The sequence below is a fragment of the Streptomyces sp. NPDC054786 genome, assembly GCF_053611685.1.
Window position 1 is genome coordinate 177,453 of sequence record NZ_JBSHAW010000010.1, and the last position, 13,760, is coordinate 191,212.

Annotated in this window: 15 protein-coding genes and 1 pseudogene; 9 read left to right on the top strand and 7 right to left on the bottom strand. The window is 73.7% G+C overall.

All coding sequences use genetic code 11. From position 1 onward, the window contains the following. Positions 1-303: 303 nt before the first annotated feature. On the top strand, positions 304-591 hold the full coding sequence (locus ACWGI6_RS11405) for a hypothetical protein (RefSeq protein ID WP_453267273.1): 288 nt from the start codon (positions 304-306) through the stop codon (positions 589-591). Between the two features lie 175 nt (positions 592-766). Beyond that, positions 767-1,273 (top strand): ATP-binding protein, encoded by a 507-nt coding sequence (locus tag ACWGI6_RS11410; RefSeq protein WP_453267274.1) that lies wholly within the window; start codon positions 767-769, stop codon positions 1,271-1,273. Positions 1,274-1,635: 362 nt separating this feature from the next. Here the strand turns inward: ACWGI6_RS11410 and ACWGI6_RS11415 are convergent. Beyond that, positions 1,636-1,870, bottom strand: a pseudogene (locus tag ACWGI6_RS11415) (ATP-binding cassette domain-containing protein); the annotation flags it as partial. After that, the gene (locus ACWGI6_RS11420; protein WP_453267295.1) at positions 1,867-2,172 is read right to left on the bottom strand and encodes an SHOCT domain-containing protein; all 306 of its coding nucleotides are present in this window, start codon (positions 2,170-2,172) and stop codon (positions 1,867-1,869) included. The pseudogene ACWGI6_RS11415 and the gene ACWGI6_RS11420, both read right to left, overlap by 4 nt. A 238-nt stretch (positions 2,173-2,410) precedes the next feature. Here ACWGI6_RS11420 and ACWGI6_RS11425 point away from each other — a divergent pair, with 238 nt between their 5' ends. Genes ACWGI6_RS11425 through ACWGI6_RS11435 form a run of 3 tightly spaced genes read left to right on the top strand, consistent with a single transcriptional unit; the run spans position 2,411 to position 4,646 of the window. Beyond that, entirely contained in the window at positions 2,411-3,049 is a 639-nt protein-coding gene (locus ACWGI6_RS11425) for a TetR/AcrR family transcriptional regulator (RefSeq protein WP_453267275.1), read from the top strand. Between the two features lie 32 nt (positions 3,050-3,081). Further along, positions 3,082-3,666 carry a DUF4865 family protein gene (locus ACWGI6_RS11430; RefSeq protein ID WP_453267276.1) on the top strand — a complete coding sequence of 195 codons (585 nt, stop codon included), beginning with the start codon at positions 3,082-3,084 and terminating at the stop codon, positions 3,664-3,666. After that, the gene (locus ACWGI6_RS11435; protein ID WP_453267277.1) at positions 3,663-4,646 is read left to right on the top strand and encodes a phosphotriesterase family protein; all 984 of its coding nucleotides are present in this window, start codon (positions 3,663-3,665) and stop codon (positions 4,644-4,646) included. The genes ACWGI6_RS11430 and ACWGI6_RS11435 overlap by 4 nt, the downstream gene beginning before the upstream one ends. On the opposite strand, the gene ACWGI6_RS11440 is transcribed toward ACWGI6_RS11435, so the two are convergent. Together ACWGI6_RS11440 and ACWGI6_RS11445 are read right to left on the bottom strand one after the other, a co-directional pair. Further along, complete coding sequence (locus ACWGI6_RS11440; protein ID WP_453267278.1) at positions 4,636-5,019, bottom strand: PPOX class F420-dependent oxidoreductase; 384 nt, start codon at positions 5,017-5,019, stop codon at positions 4,636-4,638. The two genes, ACWGI6_RS11435 and ACWGI6_RS11440, sit on opposite strands and share 11 nt — an antisense overlap. A 143-nt stretch (positions 5,020-5,162) precedes the next feature. Beyond that, positions 5,163-6,383, bottom strand: coding sequence for an ROK family protein (locus ACWGI6_RS11445; RefSeq protein ID WP_393907898.1), 1,221 nt, complete (start codon positions 6,381-6,383; stop codon positions 5,163-5,165). 35 nt (positions 6,384-6,418) lie between these two features. Here ACWGI6_RS11445 and ACWGI6_RS11450 point away from each other — a divergent pair, with 35 nt between their 5' ends. The 3 genes from ACWGI6_RS11450 (at position 6,419) to ACWGI6_RS11460 (ending at position 8,780) form a co-directional block, all read left to right on the top strand. After that, on the top strand, positions 6,419-7,630 hold the full coding sequence (locus ACWGI6_RS11450; protein WP_453267279.1) for an MFS transporter: 1,212 nt from the start codon (positions 6,419-6,421) through the stop codon (positions 7,628-7,630). A 107-nt stretch (positions 7,631-7,737) separates the two neighbouring features. Beyond that, a complete protein-coding gene (locus ACWGI6_RS11455) occupies positions 7,738-8,505 on the top strand; it encodes a maleylpyruvate isomerase family mycothiol-dependent enzyme (protein WP_453267280.1) in 768 nt (255 codons plus the stop codon). 146 nt (positions 8,506-8,651) lie between these two features. Then, positions 8,652-8,780, top strand: a complete 129-nt coding sequence (locus ACWGI6_RS11460) for a DUF6332 family protein (RefSeq protein WP_453267281.1) — start codon at positions 8,652-8,654, stop codon at positions 8,778-8,780. On the opposite strand, the gene ACWGI6_RS11465 is transcribed toward ACWGI6_RS11460, so the two are convergent. From ACWGI6_RS11465 to ACWGI6_RS11475, 3 genes are all read right to left on the bottom strand, one after another. Beyond that, positions 8,741-9,406, bottom strand: coding sequence for a response regulator (locus ACWGI6_RS11465; RefSeq protein WP_453267282.1), 666 nt, complete (start codon positions 9,404-9,406; stop codon positions 8,741-8,743). The genes ACWGI6_RS11460 and ACWGI6_RS11465 overlap by 40 nt on opposite strands. Further along, a complete protein-coding gene (locus ACWGI6_RS11470) occupies positions 9,403-10,698 on the bottom strand; it encodes a histidine kinase (RefSeq protein ID WP_453267283.1) in 1,296 nt (431 codons plus the stop codon). Before ACWGI6_RS11470 ends, ACWGI6_RS11465 begins: the two co-directional genes overlap by 4 nt. 172 nt (positions 10,699-10,870) lie before the next feature. Next, positions 10,871-12,076: a geranylgeranyl reductase family protein gene (locus tag ACWGI6_RS11475; RefSeq protein ID WP_453267284.1), complete on the bottom strand. Its 1,206-nt coding sequence runs from the start codon at positions 12,074-12,076 to the stop codon at positions 10,871-10,873. 177 nt (positions 12,077-12,253) lie between these two features. Here ACWGI6_RS11475 and ACWGI6_RS11480 point away from each other — a divergent pair, with 177 nt between their 5' ends. Beyond that, positions 12,254-13,606: a M20/M25/M40 family metallo-hydrolase gene (locus tag ACWGI6_RS11480; RefSeq protein ID WP_453267285.1), complete on the top strand. Its 1,353-nt coding sequence runs from the start codon at positions 12,254-12,256 to the stop codon at positions 13,604-13,606. Positions 13,607-13,760: the final 154 nt, after the last annotated feature.

Consider the following 13,760-nt stretch of genomic DNA (forward strand, 5'->3'; position numbering starts at 1 on the left):
GGGCCTCGGCCGCGGCCTCATGGTCGGGCCGGCTCTGCGGCTGCTGTGCGATGCTCACCGGCGCGCTCCTCAGGGGTTCGGAAGCCCGCGCACACCCGCGGGCAGATGACGACTATAGCGACCCGCCACACGCTTCTCACCTGCATAAACATCACTTTGGGATACCCCAAGGACGTCGTGGGACAGGACCCGTTACGCGCCGTGCGCGCCGGGGGGGGCACTGGTGCACCGGGCGCCGCACCGGCAGACTCCCCCCAAGGGGCGGTGGAGGGCAGCTGCCCGTCTCACCGAGGAGGTGCCGGCATGGCGGAGGCCGAGTTCAACGCGACCGGCGTACGGATCGAGCGGTGGCTGCGGTCCTTGACCCGCGCCGGACAGGTCGTCATCAGAGACGGCAGACTCGTGCTGCTGACCAGCTACGGCACGGAGATCGACAGCGCCCCGCTGCAGGCGGTACAGGCCCACAAACCGCTGTTCGCGGCGCGGGACCGGGCGCTCGCCACGCTCAACGGCCACCGCTATTCGCTGACCCTGGGCACCCCGGAACTGTTCTTCAAGGCCCTGGAGGCGGCGCGTCCGCCCCGCCCCTGAGGGCCCCCTCCGGACGTGGAGGTGCGGTTGCGGGAGCGCACCGGCTGCATGACCCTGGACTCGTATCACTGAGGGTTCACCAGCGGTGACGCTTTGGTGTAGTCGGCATCGCTGGATCCGATCTTCGCCCCTGCCCGGTGAGAGGGGCGCCCGGCCTCATCAGGGAGTCGCGGTCGTGATCAGGCAGCCCAGCAGGCACTGCACGGTGAAGCTCCAAGCCGTTCCGGCTCGCATCGGACATGTGCGCAGAATCGTCTCCGCGCAGCTGCGGTACTGGCGTCTCGACGCCTTGATAGACCCGGCGGCGCTCGGGGTGACCGAACTCCTCGCCAATGTCCACCGGCACGCCCGCCCCAGCAAACAGTGCACCTTGGAACTGTGCGTACTGCTGGATCAGTTGACGGTCTCGGTGCATGACGAGGATCCCCGGCTGCCGCGGATCCGGGTCGCGGACAGCTGGGAGACCTGTGGCCGCGGCCTGGCGTTGATCGCGGCGCTCAGCGAGAGCTGGGGGGTGCGTCCGGACGGCAGCGGCAAGGTCGTGTGGTTCACTCTTCCGGCCCTGACCACCGCCCCCGAAGAGGCCCTTACGGTCCGTGGCTATCTGGAGCCCCTGCCGCTGGAGGACACCGGTACGGCGACCGGTCCGCGCCCTCCGATACGCGGCACGAAGGTCGGCTGACGGGCCGGTCCGCGGCCGGCGCTTCGTCTACGACGGTCGTCGCACGTCGCACGTCGGTGTCGATCAGGCCTTTCAGGGCCGCGATCCGGGGCCGGATACGGGCTTCCGCGACGGCCAAGCCGCGGTTGCCGCCCCTCGCGCCTCCTCGCCCCTCGCCTCTCGGGTACGCCGCGGAATCCCTCGCTCCACCCGGGAGGCGGACCCCCGGTGGCGCCGATCTCCTGTCCGCCGAATTCCGGTGCGGCGCGGGGCGGTTGGCCCCGGCAGGCACCGCTCGGTGGTTCTCCGGTATCGCCCCTCGCCCCGTTCGGTTGTCCTCCGCGTCACGCTACTCGGTCGCGACGGCCCGCAGGACATCCAGCCGTGCCGCCCACGAACGCCGACCCGGACGTGAGGCCGTCCAGGCCGGCCGCGATGTGCATCAGGGTGGATTTGCCGGAGCCCGGACGGGCCCATGATCGCGGTGAACCGGCCGGACGGGAAGTCGACGCTCACCCCGTCCAGGGCCCGCACCCGCGCATCGCCGGATCCGTAGACCTTGACGGCCTCGACGACGCGCGCGGCGGGCACGGCTGCGGTGGGGTCCGCGGCGGTCATGCCGCGCCTCCCTTGGGGCCGGCGCCGAAGTGCTCCTCCAGGACGGAGAGCCGGCGCCAGTACTCCTCCTCGTCGATCTCGCCCGCGGCGAAGCGCCGGCCGAGTACGGCGAGGGGCGAGGGTGCGTCGGCACGGGCGGAGTACTGCGGGCCGCCGAACCGCCGGCCGGGGCCGCCGTGGCGCCGGCCGGTGCGGCGCAGCAGCGTCACCACGCCGACGATGACCAGCGCCCAGAGGGCGGGAACGAACAGGATCCAGGGGCCGGGGCCGCCGCCGGTCCAGGTCTCGGCGAGCTCGAACATCATGATCAGCTCCTCGGTGGGACGAGTGGGCCGGAGGGTTCCGGTCCCGGGGAGGACCGGGGGTTCCGGTCTCCTTCGAGCCTCGTCCTCAGGGCGCCGCGGGTCGTCGTACGGCCGGCGGCTCCGTCCGTACGACGCAGGAAGTACGCGGGACGTCCACGCCTGCTCCGGGCGCTCGGACCCGCCCCGTTCCGGTCACCTCTTGATCTCTGTAACTACTGGTATGTACAGTGCGGCCATGAGCACTCAGGAACCGCTCGGCACGCAGGTACCGCCCGGCGCTCACGGCACACCCAACGCTCAGGAACGCCTCGTGCGGAGCACCCAGGAGCTCCTGTGGGAGCGCGGGTACGTCGGCACCAGCCCCAAGGCGATCCTGGAGCGCGCGGGCGTCGGCCAGGGCAGCATGTACCACCATTTCGCGGGCAAGTCCGCGCTCGCGCTGGCGGCGATCCAGCGCACCGCCGCGCGCATGAAGGCGTCCGCCGAGGAGTGTCTGAGCGCCCCCGGCACGGCCTACGACCGGGTCGCGGGCTATCTGCTGCGCGAGCGGCAGGTGCTGCGCGGCTGCCCGGTCGGCCGGATGACGCAGGACCGCGAGGTGGTGCACAGCCCCGAGCTGCGGCAGCCGCTGGACGAGATGTTCGGCTGGCTCCAGGGCCGGATCGCCGAGGTCCTCGCCGAGGGGCGGCGCCGTGGCGAACTGGCCGCCGCACTGGACCCGTCGGCCACCGCGGCGACCGTCGCGGCCGTCGTCCAGGGCGGTTACGTACTGGCCCGCGCGGCCGATGACACCGCCCCCTTCGACGCGGCCGTACGGGGCGTGCTCGCGCTGCTCGCCGCACAGGTCACGCCCGGCACGGGCACCACCGGCTGAGCCCCCCTCCCCCACACCGTACGGAGCCCGCCATGCACGCCATGCAGTACGCGATCACCCTGCCCGCCGACTACGACATGCAGATCATCCGGCGCCGCGTGAAGTCCAAGGGCCCGCTCCTGGACGACTTCGCCGGGCTCGGCCTCAAGGCGTACGGAATCCGGGAGCGCGGGGTCGACGGCTCACCGGTCAACCAGTACGCACCGTTCTACCTCTGGGCCGATCCGGAGGCCATGAACCGCTTCCTCCTCGGTGACGGATTCCGCGGCGTGGTACGCGACTTCGGCCGGCCGGTCGTCCAGCACTGGCAGGGGCTGTTCCACCGCTCCGGCCCGGCCGCCGGCACCCTCCCCCGCGCCTTCACCCGGCGGACCGAAACGCTCGCCGAGGACGCCGACGCGGCCACCGTCGTCGCCCATGCGGTGGCCGGACATGAGGAACTGGCCACGACGGACGGTGTGCACGCCACGGCGCTGGCCCTCGATCCACGGCACTGGGAGCTGGTCCACTTCACCCTCTGGGAGCACGCCGCCCCGGAGTCCGCGGGCGCCCGCCACCAGGTGCTGCATCTGTCCGCCCCGGGCACCGGCCTGCTGGGCGCCGGGCGGCAGTGGTGAGCCCTGCTTCCACGGGCGACCCGGGCGCCCCCGCCATCCGTACGGTCCTCGGCGACATCCCCCCGTCCGGCCTCGGCATCTGCGACGCACACGACCATCTCTTCCTGCGCAGCCCCCAACTCCCGGGCCAGGAGCTGGACGACCCCGAGGCCGCGGCCGCCGAGCTGAGCGCCTTTCGCGCGGCCGGCGGCGCGGCGGTGATCCAGTGGACGCCGTACGGCATGGGCCGGGGCGCCGTCGAACTCCCACGGCTGGCAAGGGAGTCGGGGGTACGGATCGTCGCCGCCACCGGGCTGCACCAGGCGGCGCACTACGCCCCGGAGATGCTGGAGCGGATCCACGACGATCTGGCCGCGCTGTTCCTCGCCGAGCTGACCGAAGGGATCGACGGCAGCGGCCCCCGCGCCGGGATGATCAAGGTCGCCGGCGGCTTCCACGGTCTGGACACCCACGCCCGGCACACCATGGCCGCGGCCGCCGAGGCCCAGCGGGCGACCGGCGCCGCCATCGGGGTCCATCTGGAGCTGGGCACCGGCGCGCTGGACGTACTCGACCTGCTCTGCGGCGAGTTGGCGGTCCCGCCGGACCGGGTGATCCTCGGCCACCTCAATCGCTCACCGGACCTCGTCGTCCACCGGACGGCCGCCGAGGCCGGGGCGTACCTCGCCTTCGACGGCCCCTCACGGGCCCATCACACGACCGACTGGCGGCTGCCCGAGGCGCTGACCGCGCTCGCCGAGGCGGGCCACGGCGACCGGATCCTGCTGGGCGGCGACACCACGACGGCCGGCGCTCGATCGGTCAACGGCGGCCCCGGCATGCCTCATCTGCTGCGCCGTCACCGCGAGCGTCTCGAAGTCGCCCTGGGAACGGACCTGGTCACACAGTTTCTGACGGCGAATCCGGCGCGCGCCTTCGCCGCGGACTGGGCGCGGGCCCCGCACGGACGTCACGGACCGGGGCGAGCGCCTACAGCGTGACGGAGATCCCCACGTGCGGCCGCTTGCCGCCGCGCACCAGCGCACCGACCACATCCATCACCCGGAACCGCAGCCCGTATTTGCGCGCCATCGCCTGACGCACCCTGCCGAGCCCGGAGACGCCTTCCAGGAGCCGGCCGGTGCCCTCGACGGTCTGTGCGCCCTCGGCGATCCGGCCGCGGACATCGCACGGGGTGACGGTCACCCGCGCGTCGTTGCGCAGCCGCTTCACCTTCCAGCTGTCGTCCCGCGTCCACACCAGGAGTTCGTCCCCCTCGGCCACCGCCCACACGGGGGTGGCCACAGGGGTCCCGCTCTTGCGGTACGTGACCAGGCTGACGTAAGGACTGCGCGCGACCGCTTCGGGAATCATGGCCACACCCTAGGACTCCGGCCGGACGGCAGGACACGGCGCCTTGAGCAGCCGGAGCGCCGCCGGCCCGCTCCCCGGCCCGGCGGTGGCCGCGACCGTGACGCGGGCGCGGAGCCCCTGGCCCCGCGCCACCCGCCCGCCCGTTACCGGTCGAGGACGACCAGCGGATCGTCCAGCACCGGCTGCCAGGCCAACTCCGCCGCGCCGACCAGGCTGTTGTGGTCGAGGCTGCAGGGCAGGATCGGCACCCCGCCGCTGCGGCCCCACAGGCTGCGGTCGGCCACCACCGCGCGCAGCCGCTCCGGGTCCGCCTCCAGCAGCGCGCGGTGCAGTCCGCCGAGGACGATGCGGTCGGGGTTGAGGATGTTGACGAGTCCGGCAAGGCCGAGCCCGAGGCGGTCGATGAGGAGATCGGCGGCGGCACGGACGCCCGGATCGGCGTACTCGTCCCGCAGCAGATCGGCGGCCTGCTGGAGCAGGGACACCTCCGGGCCGGGTTCGCGGCCCGCGGCGCCGAGGAAGGCGAGCGGGTCCGCCTCGACGTCCAGGCAGCCACGGCTGCCGCAGTGACAGGGCGCCCCCTCGGGGTTGACCGTCAGATGGCCCACCTCCAGCGCCAGGCCCGAACTGCCGCTGTGCAGGCGGCCGTCGAGCACCAGCGCGCCGCCGACACCCCGGTGGCCGGACGCCACACAGAGCAGATCGCGGGCGCCCCGGCCGGCACCGTGCCGGTGTTCGGCGAGCGCCATGAGGTTCACATCGTTGCCGGTGAAGCCGATCTCCTCGGTGACTCCCGGGATGCCGGCGTCGGCCAGCGAGCGCAGGAAGAGTGCGCGTACGGGGGCGCCGGAAGGCCAGGCGAGGTGGAGCGGGTTGAGGGCCTCGCCGTCCGGTTCGGCGACCGCGGAGGGCACCGCGAGGCCGGCGCCGAGGCAGCGCCGTCCGGTCTCGCGCAACAGGTCCGAGCCGGCCGCGACCGCGTCGGTCAGGACATGCGCCGGGTCGGCGGGGATGGTGCCGCAGCCGGTCGAGGTCGCCACGATGCGGCCGCCCAGGCCCACCAGCGCGACCCGGAATCCGTCGGCATGGATCTGCGCGGCGAGCACGACCGGTCCGCGCTCGTCGACGAACAGCCGGTGGGAGGGTCGCCCCTGGGAGCCGGCCGAGGCGGTCGGCCGGGAGTCGACGGTGATCAGGCCGAGCGCTTCGAGCTCGGCGGCCACCGCCCCCGCGGTCGCGCGGGTCACGCCGAGTTCGGAGGTCAGGACGGCGCGGGTGGGCGCACGTCCGGTGTGTACGAGCTCCAGTGCGGGTCCGAGGGCGCCACGGCCCCGCTCCAGCCTGGTTGTCCGAGTCTGGGTCACCCCCCTATTCTGGCTTTGTGCCGACACTAAACAAAATGCGGGCGGCCCTGACCACGAACCGGAGCCCCCTCCCCGCCGATCCGCACCTCACCCGACTCCGTATTGCCCTCACGGCCTTCTTCGCCATGGACGGCTTCCTTTTCGCCGGATGGGTCGTCCGCATCCCCGCGATCAAGGCACAGACCGGCGCCGGCGCGGGCACGCTGGGGCTCGCTCTGCTCGGGGTGTCGGCCGGCGCGGTCGCCTTCATGATGATCACCGGCAGGCTGTGCCGCCGATTCGGCAGCCACGCCGTGACGACCGCCTCCGGGGCCGCCCTCGCGCTGAGCATCGTGCTGCCGCCGCTCACCCACTCGGCGACCGCGCTGGGACTGGTCCTGCTGGTCTTCGGCGCCGCGTACGGCTCGCTCAACGTCGCGATGAACAGCGCCGCGGTCGACCTCATCAGCGCCCTGCGACGCCCCGTGATGCCCGGTTTCCATGCCGCCTTCAGCCTCGGCGGCATGCTCGGTGCGGGGCTCGGCGGGCTGATCGCGGGCAGCCTGTCCCCCACCGTCCATCTGCTGCTGCTGGCCGTGATCGGGCTGCTGGTGACGGCCGTTGCGGGGCGCGCGCTGCACACGCACCGGGCCCCGGCCGTCCCCGAGCGACGGCCGGCGGCGACGGCGGAAAACCGGCCGCGGAGCGCGGGCCCCGGCCGCCGCCTGGTGCTGGTCTTCGGGCTGATCGCGCTGTGCACCGCGTACGGCGAGGGGGCCATGGCCGACTGGGGCGCGCTGCACCTCTCCCAGGACCTGGCCGCCGGTCCCGGTACGGCTGCCGCCGGATATGCGGTGTTCGCGCTGGCGATGACCGTCGGGCGGCTGTCCGGGACCGCGGTCGTGCAGCGCTTCGGCGCGGCGCGGGCGCTGATCGCGGGCGGGACGACGGCGGCCGCCGGCATGCTGCTCGGCTCGCTCGCCCCCTCGGCCGGGGCGGCCTGCGCCGGCTTCGCCGTCGCGGGCCTGGGCCTCGCCAACATCTTCCCGATCGCCATCGCCCGGGCCGGCGAGAGCGGCGGCCCGGACGGGGTCGCCGTGGCCTCCACGGTCGGCTACGGCGGGATGCTGCTCGGACCGCCCGCCATCGGCTTCCTCGCCGAGGCGGTCGGCCTGCCGACGGCCCTGACGACGGTGGCTGTGCTGGCCGCGGTCGCCGCCGGCATCGCGTACGCCACCCGCGGGGCGCACCACACCGGGCGGCCGTGAGACCACCGTCGCGCCACGCGGCCGGGTGCCCGCGCACCCGCATCCGTGCGGCAGCCGCCCCGACCCGCGAGGGTCCGCTGTCAGCACCTGCTGGCACACTTCTGACCATGGAGATCACTGAGTTCGTCGAATCGCTGCGACTGGACGGAAGCCTGCTCGCCGACGCCGCCGAGGAGGCGGGACCGGATGCCCGGATTCCGGCCTGTCCCGAGTGGCGGATGCGGGATCTGGTCACCCACACCGGCCGGATCCACCGCTGGGCGACGGAGTTCGTGACCCAGGGCGTGCAGCAGCCCCATCGTCCCCCCGAGGCCCCCGACCTGGCCGACGACGAACTCGTGTCCTGGCTGCGCGAAGGCCATCACCACCTCGTCCTGGCGCTGCACTCCGCCCCGCAGGACCTGTCGGCCTGGACGTTCCTGCCCGCCCCGTCCCCGCTGGCGTTCTGGGCCCGCCGGCAGGCGCACGAGACGTCGGTGCACCGCGTGGACGCCCAGCAGGCGCTCGGTGCCTCCCTTACCCCCCTCCCGTCCGCCTTCGCGGCCGACGGGATCGACGAGCTCCTGACCGGCTTTCACGGCCGTGACCGCAGCAAGGTCCGGACGGACGTCCCCCGGACGCTGCGGCTGCGCGCGACGAACGCCCGCGGCGCCGACTGGACCGTGCACCTCTCCGACGCCCCGCCGCACACGGTGCGCGCCTCCCCGGAGGCCGGCGGCGAGGGACCGGACACCGGGAAGCCCGCGGACTGCACGATCGAGGGGCCGGCCGAGGAGCTGTATCTCGCGCTGTGGAACCGTCTGCCGTGGGACGCGATGACGATCACCGGTGACGAGACGCTGGCCGGGCTGTGGCGGGAGCGCGCCGGCGTCTGAGCGGGGGAATGGCCCGCGGGCGCGGCGGCGGGTGGAGCCCTGGACGAGGCCTGTCCGGCTACCGGAAAGGACCGACCGGCAGAGGGCCCGGGGACGTTCCCGTTCGGCGCGGCCCGGAGGAGGTACCCGCCTGGGAGACTGACGGGATGTCACCCACCCGTACCCCAGCCGAACGCGACGCGATCACCATCGAGATTATGTTTGCCCTGGTCAGTGGCGCCTTCGTCATCTGGATTCAGCCCAGCCAGCCGGGCCGCACCAATCCCGACTCGTAGGCCAGCACGACCAGCTGGGCGCGGTCGCGGGCGCCGAGTTTGACCATGGTGCGGCTGACGTGCGTCTTGGCAGTGAGCGGGCTGACGACCAGCCGCCGGGCGATCTCCTCGTTGGAGAGCCCGATACCGACCAGCGCCATCACCTCGCGCTCCCGCTCGGTCAGTTCGGACAGGGCATCCGCCGCGGCCGGCTCCTTGGACCGGGCCGCGAACTCGGCGATGAGGCGGCGGGTGACACCGGGCGAGAGCAGCGCGTCGCCGGCCACGACCGCACGCACGGCCCGCACCAGCTCCGCCGGTTCGGTGTCCTTGACCAGGAAACCGGAGGCCCCGGAACGGATCGCCTCGAAGACGTACTCGTCCAGCTCGAAGGTGGTCAGCATGACGACCTTCACGTCCGGCAGCTGCGGGTCCTCGGTGACGTGGCGGGTGGCGGCCAGGCCGTCCACCACCGGCATCCGGATGTCCATCAGGACGATGTCCGGGCGGTGTGCGCGGACCGCGGCCAGCGCCTGCTGCCCGTCCGCTGCCTCGGCGACCACCTCGATATCGGGCTGAGCGTCCAGCAGCACCTTGAACCCGGCCCGGACCAGCAGCTGGTCGTCGGCGAGCAGTACCCGGATCACGACTCCTCCTCGGTGGCGGCCGGAGTCACCGTATCCGTATCCGGGGCCCGGCCCCGGTCACCCGTCCCCGGCAGCGGGATACGGGCCCGGACCCGGAAGCCGCCGTCCGGGCGCGGGCCCGCCTCCACGCTGCCGCCCAGTGCGGCGGCCCGTTCCCGCATCCCGACCAGACCGTTGCCGCCGCCCGTCGGCCCGTCCGCTTCGGAGGTCGCCGGGCCGTCGTCGTCGACCCGGATCTCCAGCGCCCCGGGCGTATGGGCGAGCAGCACCCGGGCGGTGCGCGAGCCGGAATGCCGGACGATGTTGGTGAGTGCCTCCTGGACGATGCGGAAGGCGGCGAGGTCGGTGCCGGGCGGCAGGGTGGCGGGGGCGCCCTCGGTGCTGACCGCCACGGCGAGGCCGGCGCTCGCGGCCTGCTCGGTGAGTTCGGGCAGCCGGTCCAGGCCGGGAGCCGGGGAGCGCGGGGCGTCGCCCGGGGTGCGCAGGGTGTCGAGGACCTGACGGACCTCGCCGAGCGCCTCCTTGCTCGCGTCCTTGATGGTGGTCAGCGCGGAGCGCGCCTGCTCCGGGTCGCTGTCGAGCAGCGCCAGGCCCACGCCCGCCTGGACGTTGATGACGGAGATGCTGTGGGCGAGGACGTCGTGCAGCTCACGGGCGATCCGCAGCCGCTCCTCGTCCGCCCGCCGGCGTTCCGCCGCGGCCCGCTCGGCCCGCGCCTTCGCAAGCTGCTCGCGGCGCACCCGTACCAGCTCGGAGAGGGCCACCACGGCCACCACCCAGGCGGTGATGAAGAACTCCTGCTCCCATGGGGCGGGTCCGTCGTGCGCGGGCGGCAGCCAGCGGTAGAGCCAGTGGGCGACCAGGACATGGGAGAGCCACACACCGCCCAGCGCGCACCAGGCGGCCTTGCGGTACCCGGCGACGATCGCCCCGAAGGCGCCGAGGGCGACGGTGAGGAAGACCGGCCCGAACGGGTAGCCGGCCGCGAGGTAGACCACGGTGGCGAGGGCGGCTCCGAGGGCGACGGCGCGCGGGAAGCGGTGCCGGAAGAGCAGCAGGGCCGTGCCGGCGAACAGCAGCGCACGGGCGACGGAGTCCAGCGGGACGCGGTCCGGCTGGCCGTGCCCGGCGAAGCCCGACCCGACCATCACGATCACCGTCACGGCGAGGGTCGAGAGCCAGGGCAGCCGGGTGCCGAACCAGCCCCGCGGTTCGTCCGGCGAGGCCGACAGCCACCGCTCCCACCCCGGGCCGAGGCAGCGCCGCGCCCACGGCGGCCGTGCGTTCTCCATGGCGTCACGCTAGACCGCGGCGGGGCCCGGCGGCGTCAGCCCGGTGTGGTGATCCGCCGTACTCCCGGGGGAGTACGGGCCGGGGGGGCCGGCGCGCGCCCGGCCCGCGGGCCGCGACGTGGCGCCGGTGGCACACGCCGCGCCGCCGCCCGGGGACTGCCGAGCCCCGGCCTCACCCCCGGTCCATCGCCTCCAGCGCCCGTCGCGCCATCGAGTGGGTGCGGACGATCTCGGCCAGCGTGGTCGTCCCGCGGGTGATCTTCGCAAAGGCCTGCCAGGCCGGGCGGAAGCCGGTGACCGCGGCGTGCAGCAGGCCGGGGCGGCGCGTGAAGACCTTCAGCATCTGGCGCCCCACCCCCATCTCCACGCCGAGGCCCGCCTTGATGGCGAAGGCGTAATTGAGGGCCTGGCGGCGGGCGTCCACCGCGTCATGGGCCTCGGAGACGCGCACCGCCCACTCCCCCGCGAGCCGCCCTGACCGCAGCGCGAACGAGATCCCCTCCCGCGTCCACGGCTCCAGCAGCCCGGCCGCGTCGCCGCACACCAGCACCCGGCCGCGGGACAGCGGGGAGTCCTCGGCACGGCAGCGCGTCAGATGCCCGGACGAGATGCTCGGCTCGAAACCGGCCAGGCCCAGCCGGCCGATGAAGTCCTCCAGATAGCGCTTGGTCGCCGCGCCCTCGCCGCGCGCGGAGATGACACCGACGGTGAGGGTGTCGCCCTTGGGGAAGACCCAGCCGTAGCTGCCGGGGATCGGGCCCCAGTCGATGAGCACCCGGCCCGCCCAGTCCTCCGCGACCGGCGCCGGTACCGGAATCTCCGCCTCCAGGCCGAGATCGACCTGGTCGAGCTTGACCCCGACATGGGCTCCTATCCGGCCCGCGCTGCCGTCCGCGCCGACCACGGAGCGCGCCAGCACCACCTCGCCGTCGCCCAGCACCACCGCGACGGTCCGCCGGTCCGGCACCTCGGCGCCGTGCTGCTCCACCCGCGAGACCGTGACGTCCGTACGGACCGTCGCGCCCGCGTCCTTGGCCGACTCCACCAGCCGCGCATCGAAGTCGGGGCGGTTGATCAGCCCGAACAGCATGCTCTTGGAGCGGCGGGTGCGGGTCAGCCGGCCGTTCAGCGAGAACGTCACCGCATGCACCCGGTCCCGCAGCGGCAGGTCGAAGCCGGGCGGCAGCGAATCCCGCGAGGGGCCGATGATGCCGCCGCCACAGGTCTTGTAGCGCGGGAGTTCCGCTTTCTCCAGGAGCAGCACCCGGCGTCCTGTACAGGCCGCGGCATGCGCGGCCGAGGCGCCCGCAGGCCCCGCGCCCACCACCACGACGTCCCACACCTGCTGGTTGTCCTCGGCTGCGTGCTCGCTGCTCACCTGTGCTTCTGCTCCCATCCGATGCCTGGCTGCGCGTACCGCCCGCATCCTACGGGCCGCTGTTGCGCAAGGGGCCTGTGGGAAGATCGGACGCACTGATGCCCGTACGTCCGGCCCGTCCGGCTCACGAGGCCGGACGGCCCGTACGCACAACGTCGCGCCCACAAGGAGCGTTCCATGTCTGACAGCCCGCTCGCACGCACCGTCGCCGCACTGCAGCCCCGCGCCAGGACCGAGCTGGCCGAGCTGGTGGCCTTCAAGTCGGTGGCGGATCCGGCCCAGTTCCCCAAGAGCGAGTGCGAGGCGGCCGCCGGCTGGGTCGTCGAGGCGCTGCGGGCGGACGGATTCCAGGACGTGGCGCTGCTGGACACCCCGGACGGCACCCAGTCCGTGTACGGCTTCCTGCCCGGCCCGGCCGGCTCCCCGACGGTGCTGCTGTATGCGCACTACGACGTGCAGCCGCCGCTGGACGAGGGCGCCTGGGTCTCCCCGCCGTTCGAGCTGACCGAGCGCGACGGCCGCTGGTACGGGCGCGGCGCGGCCGACTGCAAGGGCGGCCTGATCATGCATCTGACGGCGCTGCGTGCCCTGAAGGAGCACGGCGGGGTGCCGGTCAACGTCAAGGTGATCGTGGAGGGTTCGGAGGAGCAGGGCACCGGCGGTCTGGAGCGCTACGCCGAGGCACACCCCGACCTGCTGGCCGCGGACGCCATCGTCATCGGTGACACCGGCAACTTCCGGGTCGGGCTGCCGACGGTGACCGCGACGCTGCGCGGGATGACGCTCGTACGCGTCCGGGTCGACACCCTGGAGGGCAATCTGCACTCCGGTCAGTTCGGCGGCGCGGCACCCGACGCCCTGGCGGCGCTGATCCGGGTCCTGGACTCGCTGCGCGCCGAGGACGGTTCGACCACGGTGAACGGCCTTGCCGCGGACGCCTCCTGGGAGGGCCTGCAGTATCCGGAGGAGGACTTCCGCAAGGACGCCAAGGTTCTCGACGGTGTCGGGCTGGTGGGCAGCGGTTCGATCGCGGACCGGATCTGGGCGCGTCCGGCCGTCACGGTGCTCGGCATCGACTGCCCGCCGGTGGTCGGCGCCACCCCGTCCGTGCAGGCGGGCGCGCGGGCGCTGGTGAGCCTGCGGGTGCCGCCGGGCACCGACGCGGTCGAGGCGACGAAGCTGCTGGCCGCGCATCTGGAGAGCGCCGCTCCGTGGGGTGCGCGGGTCGCGGTCGAGCAGATCGGGCAGGGGCAGCCGTTCCGCGCGGACACCGCCAGCCCGGCGTATGCCTCGATGGCGGCGGCGCTGCGCGAGGCGTACGACGGCGAGGAGATGCAGACCTCCGGTATGGGCGGCTCGATCCCGCTGTGCAACACGCTGGCCGTGCTCTACCCGGAGGCGGAGATTCTGCTGATCGGACTGAGCGAGCCGGAGGCCCAGATCCACGCGGTCAACGAAAGCGTCTCGCCCCAGGAACTGGAGCGGCTCTCGCTGGCGGAGGCGCTGTTCCTGCGGCGCTACGCGGGCTAGCGCCCCGGCCCACGTTTTCGGCTGTCCCGCCGTGGTTCATTCTCGCCGTTGCGCCTGCGGCGGGCGGGGTCCGCTGCGCGGGGCTGTGGGTGCGGTGACGGGCCTCCGGGGCCTGGTGTGTGGACTGCTGCGCTTTACGTCCACACACCAGGCC

Coding starts and splice junctions, on each gene's coding strand:
- ACWGI6_RS11425 (WP_453267275.1), top strand. CDS start 2,411: ATGAGCACTCAGGAACCGCTCGGCACGCAGGTACCGCCCGGCGCTCAC.
- ACWGI6_RS11405 (WP_453267273.1), top strand. CDS start 304: ATGGCGGAGGCCGAGTTCAACGCGACCGGCGTACGGATCGAGCGGTGG.
- ACWGI6_RS11450 (WP_453267279.1), top strand. CDS start 6,419: ATGCGGGCGGCCCTGACCACGAACCGGAGCCCCCTCCCCGCCGATCCG.
- ACWGI6_RS11420 (WP_453267295.1), bottom strand. CDS start 2,172: ATGTTCGAGCTCGCCGAGACCTGGACCGGCGGCGGCCCCGGCCCCTGG.
- ACWGI6_RS11470 (WP_453267283.1), bottom strand. CDS start 10,698: ATGGAGAACGCACGGCCGCCGTGGGCGCGGCGCTGCCTCGGCCCGGGG.
- ACWGI6_RS11460 (WP_453267281.1), top strand. CDS start 8,652: ATGTCACCCACCCGTACCCCAGCCGAACGCGACGCGATCACCATCGAG.
- ACWGI6_RS11440 (WP_453267278.1), bottom strand. CDS start 5,019: ATGATTCCCGAAGCGGTCGCGCGCAGTCCTTACGTCAGCCTGGTCACG.
- ACWGI6_RS11455 (WP_453267280.1), top strand. CDS start 7,738: ATGGAGATCACTGAGTTCGTCGAATCGCTGCGACTGGACGGAAGCCTG.
- ACWGI6_RS11480 (WP_453267285.1), top strand. CDS start 12,254: ATGTCTGACAGCCCGCTCGCACGCACCGTCGCCGCACTGCAGCCCCGC.
- ACWGI6_RS11430 (WP_453267276.1), top strand. CDS start 3,082: ATGCACGCCATGCAGTACGCGATCACCCTGCCCGCCGACTACGACATG.